Below are 7,377 nucleotides of genomic sequence, written 5' to 3'. Positions count from 1 at the left end.
GACGACGGACCGGCCGAACGGCGCCCGGGTCGCCTCGCGCGGGTCCTGGGTCAGCTGGATGACGCGGGTGCCGGGCTCGAGGTAGTTGCTCGGCTCCCAGCGGTGGTACCGGAAGACGGCGGCGCCGAGGACCAGCACGACGTCGTGGCCGGCGAGCCGGTCGCGCACGGACTGGATGCCCGGGACCAGGACCGCTTGGAAGTTCGGGTGGGTGGTCGGGAACGGGCCCCGCGAGGGGGAGGGGGCGACGTAGACGGAGGCGTCGGCCTTCTCCGCCAGGGACACGACGGCGTCGAACACGGCCGGGTCCTCGACCGCGGCGGTGTCCACCTGCGGGCCGACGACCAGGGCCGGGTTCTTCGCGCCGTCGATCGCGTTGATCAGTTCCCGGGCAAGGTCCTCGCTGAGGCCGCCGGCGGTGGTGACCGAGCGCTCGGTGAGCAGGGCGTCGTCGTCGAGCGCGGACTCGGCCCAGTCATCGAGGGGGACCGAGACGTAGACCGGTCCGCGGGGCTGGGCGCAGGTTTCGAATACGGCCTGGGACAGGGCGCGCGGCACGTCGGCGGCGGCCAGCGGCTCGTGCGAGTACTTGACCAGCGGGGCCGGCAGGGCAGCGGCGTCGGCGCTGGCGAGCATCACTTCCTGGCCGACGGTTCGGCGGACCTGCTGGCCGGCGAGGATGACCATCGGGATGTGCCCGTAGTGGGCGTTGGTCAGGGCGCCCATGGCGTTGCCCGATCCGGAGGCGGCATGCAGGTTCACCAGCGCGGGCCGGCCCGTGGCACGGGCGTAGCCCTCGGCCATGCCCACGACCACCTGCTCGTGCAATCCGAGAACGAAGTCGAAGTCCCCGCCAAGGCCGGCGAGGAACGGGAGCTCGTTCGACCCGGGATTGCCGAAAATCGTGGTCATCCCGTGGGCGCGGAACAGCTCCAGCGTCGCCTCGAGAACCGTCTTCCTCTTGCCCGTCACTTCTGCTCCTCCAACTTCGCGAACCCGGCGGTCTCGGTACCGTGACCGGCCCCGCCGGCCCGACGTCGTGCCCTTGGACGCAGCCTAGGTGCAGCGAATCACTAAATCCAACAGTCGCCGGTTTCCCGGAAAGCCTGCTCCCGCCGTCAGCAGCGGTCATGTGCAGCCGAGCGGCAACGCGACGTCCCGGACGCGATAGCGTGGACTCCTGATGGTCCGGGCGGTTCGGACCCGAAAGGAGCAGCATCGTGTCCATCGTCGTCATTAACGCGCTCAAGGTCCCCGAGGGCTCGGGTACAGAATTGGAGGCGCGCTTCGCCGCACGCAAGCACGCCGTCGACTCCGCTCCGGGGTTCGAGGGCTTCCAGCTGCTGCGTCCGGTCGCGGGCGAAGAGCGCTACTTCGTGTACACCCAATGGGCCACCCGTGAGGACTTCGAGAACTGGCGCGACAACCGTGCGCCGCGGGATCACGGCTCGAAGACCCCCGTGGCCAGTGGGTCGGAGCTGCTCGAGTTCGAGGTTGTTGAGCTCGCCGACTGACAACAGTGGTTGGCCAGCCGCGCTCCGGGTCACAGGACTTGCGGCTGGCGCATCCGGACAAGTCCCGTGATGCCGCCGAGTACGAGGAGGCCCGCGGCCAGGGCGGCCAGCACAACGGGCGGCAAGGTCCCGTAAGCCACTCCAAAGCCGGCGGACCCCAGCGCCTGTCCGATGGCCAGTGCGATGAAGAGCCACGAAGTCCCTGCTCCGGCACTCTGAGGCCAAACGCTGCGCGCCCAGAGAATGAGCACGCCGGACAGGCTCATGTAGCCGGCACCGAAAACGGCCATGCCGGCATAAGCGACCCAAGTGCTGCCGGAGGCTACCGATATTGAGACTCCTAAGCTGGCGACGGCCAGGACGCTGGCAGAAAAGCACCATGCGGCCCGCAGGCCCATGCGCCTGGCCAAGGCTCCCGTGAGTACGCCGAGGACCCCGCCCAGGCCCAAGGCGATCCACAGCCATCCGGCCTGAGCGGCAGCAACGGAACCGGCTTCCGTAACCAGCAACGGTCCAAACGTCCAGATCAAGGCCGAGCCGGCTCCTGCAATGACCGCGGCCGCGGCCGGGACGAGGAGAAGGTGCCCCGGTCCATGGCGACGTTCGGGGCTCGAAGCCGCTGCAGCGGCTGGGAGGCCAGAGGTACCCGGATCAGCACGAGCCCGGACGGGATACCACGCCGCGACCGCCGCCGCCGCGCAGACCAGCGCCATGAGCACCCATGCCCCGGCAATCGAAGCGGCCATTGAGGCGACCATGCCGGCTCCCACCACGCCGACCGCCGTTCCCGAGTTCACCAGGGACTGTGCTGTCGCACTGGTGCGGCGTGCAACGAGCGCGTCGATAACCGGCACCAATGCGGGCGAGGCGAAGCCCCCGCCCATGCCGCCGACGAATACAGCCGCCACGAACATGCCCGGAGCTGAGGCGACAGCCACCCCCAAGCAGCCGACGGCGGCAGTGCCTCCGGCGAGAAGAAGTCCGGCCCGAGGAGCGCGGTCGACGAAGCGGGCGGCCGCCACGGCGGCTATCGAATAGGAGGTGAACTGTGCAGCCGCAGCCCATCCCAGCACCTCGGTAAGTTCCGGCCGCTGTGCGGCCAAGAGCGGGGCGAAGAGGCCGACCCCGAACCGGGCCATGCCATACGTGGCCGCGATCAACAGCATTCCGGCCAGCGCCACGCCAAGGCCGGAGCCGGCTCGACGACCCACCGTGATTCTGCCCATGGTCCGGCACCTCCCAGCACATAACGCCCGTTACACCAGAGCGAGCGTTACACAGATGGTAACCGACCGTCTGGGCGCGGCTCGCGCAGGAAGCCGGGCGCCCCGACCCGGACGCCGTCGCGGCCCGGTGCAACCCGCCCGGTCATAGGAGCAAGCTTCCGTTATCGTTAGGGCATGCCCGAGATGCCGGAAGTGCAGGGACTCGTCGACTTCCTGCGGCTTAAGCTCCTCCCGCCCGACGCCCCGCCCGCCCAGGTGGCCAAGGTGGAGGTGTTGTCCTTCTCCGTGCTGAAAACGGCGGACGTGCCGCCGGAGACGATGGGAGCCGAGCCGGTGTCCGCGGTCTCGCGCCGCGGCAAGTTCATCGTCATCACCGCCGGGCAGACGCACCTGGTGATGCATCTGGCCAAGGCCGGGTGGCTCCGCTGGTCGGATGCCCTGAAGCCCGAACCCCTGCGGCCCGGCAAGGGTCCCATTGCGCTGCGCGTGCGGTTTGTCGCGGCTGATGGCGCCGGTCAGCCCGGGTTCGACCTGACCGAAGCGGGGACCAAGAAATCACTGGCCGCCTACGTGGTCAAGGACCCAATGGATGTTCCGGGCATCGCCCGCCTGGGACCTGACGCGCTCGACGTCGACCTAGCGGCGTTCGCGCGGATGCTCGCCTCCCACTCGGGACAGATTAAGGGCCTGCTGCGGGACCAGTCGGCGATCGCGGGCATCGGGAACGCCTACAGCGACGAGATCCTGCACGCGGCGAAGCTCTCCCCGTTCGCCAACGCCTCGAAGCTGGATGCAGAGGACGTGGAGCGCCTGTTTTGGGCGATGCACCAGGTGCTCGAGTCGGCCATCGCTCACGCCTCCGGCCGTCCGGCCAGTGAGCTGAAGGATTCCAAGCGCAAGGCCATGCGCGTGCACGCTCGCACCGGCGAGCCCTGCCCGGTGTGCGGGGACACGGTCCGGGAGGTGTCGTTCGCGGATTCCTCGCTGCAGTACTGTCCCAGCTGCCAGACCGGCGGGAAGCTGTTGGCGGACCGGCGGATGTCCAAGTTTCTCAAGTAAACCCCCCGCCGTCCGGTGGTGCATGCCGTAGATATTCTGGTGTGTTCCTGATGGACGGTTCCTCCGACCGCGGTAAGTTCAAAGGTTCGACGCGTACTGCGGGAAAGAGGGTGCATGGTCACTGAACCATACGAGGCAAAACCTCGAGCCACTGACTTTGGTTTCGGATTGCACCACGTTCAGCTCGCACTTCCGCCGGGTGGTGAGGATGATTGCCGTAAGTTTTACGTCGAAGTCCTTGGGCTCACGGAGGTTCAAAAGCCGCCGGTATTGGCTGCGCGTGGTGGGCTGTGGGTGCGCGCCGATAACTTAGAGATTCATCTGGGAGTCGAGGAGAATTTCCGTTCTCAGCGGAAGGCTCATCCCGGAATCCTCGTTCGGGATATCGATGCACTGACCCGGCGAATAGAAGCTCATGGGCATGCTCCCGAGTGGGATGACAACTTCCCGGGAATGCGCCGGTTCTACCTGTGGGACAACAACGGAAATCGGCTCGAGTTCCTCTCGCCTCATAGCGGGTAGAAGAGCAGAGGGTGGCGGAAGCAGTGTTTGCTTCCGCCACCCGCTGTCGTCTGGGCGACCACCGGCGCCGCCTATTTCCTCAGGGGGAAGGCGGTAGCGATCAGGCGTGCGCCGCGCCGGCGCCGGCCGCCGCCGTCGTTGTTTCCGCGGCCAAGCTGCCGCGGATGAGGTCGGCGCAGCGTTCGCCGATCATCATCACGGTCAGGTTGGGGTTGACCGTCACGTGCTCGGGCATGACCGAGGCGTCAGCCACGCGCAGGCCGGTGACGCCCTTGACCCGCAGCTCGGGGTCCAGCGGCGACATGACGTCGTCCACCGGGCCCATGCGGACGGTGCCGACCGGGTGGTAGACGGTGTTGTGCGTCTTGCGGATGTAGTCCTGCAGCTCCTCGTCCGTCTGCGCATCGATGCCCGGCGAGAGCTCGCGGCCGGCCCACGGGGCCATGGCCGGCTGCGCGGCGATCTCGCGGGCCTTGCGGATGCCGGCGACCATCACGCGCATGTCGTGGCCCTCGGGGTCGGTGAAGTACCGGGGGTCGACCATCGGCTTGTCGCGGAAGTCGCGGCTGCGCAGCCGGACGGTGCCGCGGGAGCGGGCGTGCGTGACGTTCGGGGTGAGGCTGAAGCCGTTCTCCGTAGTGGGGTAGCCGTGCCGCAGGGTGTTCATGTCGAACGGCACCGAACCGTAGTGCATCATCAGGTCGGGGCGGTCCAGCCCCTCCTCGGTGGGCGTGAAGATGCCGATCTCCCACCACTGGGTGGATTCGGTGACCATCGGCTGCTTCGCCTCGAACTGGACCACTCCCTCGGGATGGTCCTGCAGGTGTTCGCCGACGCCGGGGGAGTCGACCAGGACCTCGATGCCGTGCTCCGCGAGGTGTGCGGCCGGCCCGATGCCGGAGAGCATCAGCAGCTTCGGCGAATCGATGGCGCCGGTGGACAGCACTACCTCGCGCCGCGCGGACAGCGTGTGTGTGCGGCCGAAGGCATTGTCCACGATCTCGACGCCGGTGCAGCGCTTGTCCGCGTCGATCACCAGCCGGCGGGCGCGCAGGCCGGTCAGCAGGGTGAAGTTCTCCCGCTCGATGATCGGGTGGATGTAGGACACCGAACTGGAGGAGCGGGTGCCGTCGGCCCGGCGGTTGATCTGGAAGAAGTTGGCGCCGTTGACCACGGTGGTGCCGTCGTTGAAGGTGGCCCGCGGGATGCCGGCCTGTTCGCAGGCATCCAGCAGCGCGACGCCGGTCGGGTCGGCCGGCGGGACGTTCATGACGTGCACGGGGCCGGAGTCGCCGTGGTGCGGGGCGTCCGGGCCGGCGTCCTCGTTGGTCTCCAGCCGCTTGTACAGCGGCCAGGCCGCCTCGGCGTTCCAGCCGGTGACGCCGTGCTTGGACTCCCACTCGTCCAGGTCCTCGCGCGGGGCCCAGAAGGCGATGCAGGAGTTGTGGCTCGAGCAGCCGCCCATGACCTTCGCGCGCGAGTGGCGCATGAAGGAGTTGCCGTTCTCCTGCGGCTCGATCGGGTAGTCCCAGTCGTAGCCGGACTCGAGCAGCTCCATCCACCGGTCCAGCTGCAGGACCTCGGGCACGCCCCGGTCGTCCGGGCCGGCCTCGACCAGCGCCACGGACACCGCAGGGTGTTCGCTCAGGCGTGCGGCGACGGCGGCGCCGGCGGATCCACCGCCGACGACGATGTAGTCGAATTCCCGGTCGACGAGGTTCTCGACGTTGTCGATGTGCATCAGTTCTCCTTGCCGTGGTCAGCGAACCAGCCGGTCACCTGCGGGCTGGTGTTCTGGTAGATGTGCTTGGCTTCCTGGTACTCGGCCAAACCGGTGGGGCCGAGCTCGCGGCCGACGCCGGACTGGCCGAAGCCGCCCCACTCGGCCTGCGGGAGGTAGGGGTGGAAGTCGTTGATCCAGATAGTGCCGTGACGCAGCCGGCCGGCAACGCGCTGGGCCTTGCCTGCGTCCTGGGTCCAGACGGCTCCGGCCAGGCCGTAGATCGTGTCGTTGGCGGTGGCCACTGCCTCATCCTCGTCGCGGAACGTCTCCACGGTCACCACCGGGCCGAAGGCTTCGTCCACGACCACGGACATCCCCCGCTCCACGCGGTCCAGGACGGTGGGCAGGTAGTAGAACCCGTCGTCGTACTCGGGGCCCTCGGGGGCGGCGCCGCCGCAGCGCAGCCGCGCGCCCTCTTCCACGCCGCGCTTCACGTAGGCGTCCACCTTCTCCCGGTGTGCCGCCGAAATCAGCGGCCCGGTTTCCGCGGCCTCGTCGAACGGGCCGCCCAGGCGGATGCCCTCGGCGCGGCGGACGAGCTCGTCGACGAAGCGCTCCGCGATCGACTCTTCGACCAGCAGGCGCGCGCCCGCGGAGCAGACCTGCCCGGAGTGGACGAAGGCCGCGTTCAGGGCGTTGTCCACGGCGGCGTCGAAGTCGGCGTCGGCGAACACCACGTTCGGGTTCTTGCCGCCGAGTTCCAGCGCCACCTTCTTCACGGTGCCGGCGGCGGCCGCCGCGACCACCTTGCCGGTCACCAGGCCGCCGGTGAAGGAGACAAGGTCGACGTCGGGGTGTTCGGAGAGCGGTGCGCCCGCCTCCGCGCCGGGGCCGGTTACCAGGTTCGCGACGCCGTCGGGCAGGCCCAGGTCCTTGAGCAGTTCCATGGCCAGGATGGCCGTGGACGGGGTGAGCTCGGCGGGCTTGAGCACGAAGGTGCAGCCGGCGGCCAGCGCGGGCGCGATCTTCCAGGCGGCCTGCAGCAGCGGGTAGTTCCAGGGCGTGATCATGCCGCAGACGCCCACCGGCTCGTGGACAATCCGGCTGACGACGGCGGGGTCCCCGGCGTCGACCACGCGGCCGGCTTGCTGCGAGGCGATCTTGCCGAAGTACTCGAAGGAGGCGGCGATGTCGTCCATGTCCATGCGGCTTTCGACGATCCGCTTGCCGGTGTCCAGCGACTCGGCGCGGGCGAACTCCTCGCGGCGCTCCCGCAGGCCTGCGGCGACCTTGAGCAGGAAGTCGCCACGCTCGGGCGCCGGCACGGCCGCCC

At 68.9% G+C, this 7,377-nt stretch carries 7 protein-coding genes; 3 read left to right on the top strand and 4 right to left on the bottom strand.

Features of this window, described 5'->3' with window-relative positions; all coding sequences use genetic code 11:
- Window positions 1-972 (bottom strand): thiamine pyrophosphate-binding protein (locus tag AC5RUJ_RS07975; RefSeq protein ID WP_494155740.1); only part of this gene is annotated, 972 nt, incomplete at its 3' end.
- A 248-nt stretch (window positions 973-1,220) separates the two neighbouring features.
- Here AC5RUJ_RS07975 and AC5RUJ_RS07970 point away from each other — a divergent pair.
- Window positions 1,221-1,514 (top strand): antibiotic biosynthesis monooxygenase family protein, encoded by a 294-nt coding sequence (locus AC5RUJ_RS07970; RefSeq protein WP_494013174.1) that lies wholly within the window; start codon window positions 1,221-1,223, stop codon window positions 1,512-1,514.
- 29 nt (window positions 1,515-1,543) lie between these two features.
- Here AC5RUJ_RS07970 and AC5RUJ_RS07965 read toward each other — a convergent pair whose 3' ends face one another.
- Window positions 1,544-2,740, bottom strand: a complete 1,197-nt coding sequence (locus AC5RUJ_RS07965; RefSeq protein WP_494127817.1) for an MFS transporter — start codon at window positions 2,738-2,740, stop codon at window positions 1,544-1,546.
- A 174-nt stretch (window positions 2,741-2,914) separates the two neighbouring features.
- Between AC5RUJ_RS07965 and AC5RUJ_RS07960 the strand changes: the two genes are divergently transcribed.
- Window positions 2,915-3,799 carry a DNA-formamidopyrimidine glycosylase family protein gene (locus AC5RUJ_RS07960; RefSeq protein WP_494127818.1) on the top strand — a complete coding sequence of 295 codons (885 nt, stop codon included), beginning with the start codon at window positions 2,915-2,917 and terminating at the stop codon, window positions 3,797-3,799.
- 114 nt (window positions 3,800-3,913) lie between these two features.
- Window positions 3,914-4,321, top strand: coding sequence for a VOC family protein (locus tag AC5RUJ_RS07955; protein ID WP_494127819.1), 408 nt, complete (start codon window positions 3,914-3,916; stop codon window positions 4,319-4,321).
- A gap of 100 nt (window positions 4,322-4,421) precedes the next feature.
- Here the strand turns inward: AC5RUJ_RS07955 and AC5RUJ_RS07950 are convergent, their stop codons facing one another.
- Complete coding sequence (locus AC5RUJ_RS07950) at window positions 4,422-6,062, bottom strand: GMC family oxidoreductase (protein WP_494127820.1); 1,641 nt, start codon at window positions 6,060-6,062, stop codon at window positions 4,422-4,424.
- The coding region (locus AC5RUJ_RS07945) for an aldehyde dehydrogenase family protein (protein WP_494155739.1) at window positions 6,062-7,377 on the bottom strand (1,316 nt) is incomplete at its 5' end. The genes AC5RUJ_RS07950 and AC5RUJ_RS07945, both read right to left, overlap by 1 nt.

The organism is Arthrobacter sp. Y3223164, assembly GCF_059091005.1.
This window is presented reverse-complemented; position numbering and strand designations above follow the sequence as displayed.

What these genes read in the sequence shown, in the direction of transcription:
- AC5RUJ_RS07965 (WP_494127817.1), bottom strand. Translation starts at nt 2,740, where the DNA reads ATGGGCAGAATCACGGTGGGTCGTCGAGCCGGCTCCGGCCTTGGCGTG.
- AC5RUJ_RS07960 (WP_494127818.1), top strand. Translation starts at nt 2,915, where the DNA reads ATGCCCGAGATGCCGGAAGTGCAGGGACTCGTCGACTTCCTGCGGCTT.
- AC5RUJ_RS07955 (WP_494127819.1), top strand. Translation starts at nt 3,914, where the DNA reads ATGGTCACTGAACCATACGAGGCAAAACCTCGAGCCACTGACTTTGGT.
- AC5RUJ_RS07950 (WP_494127820.1), bottom strand. Translation starts at nt 6,062, where the DNA reads ATGCACATCGACAACGTCGAGAACCTCGTCGACCGGGAATTCGACTAC.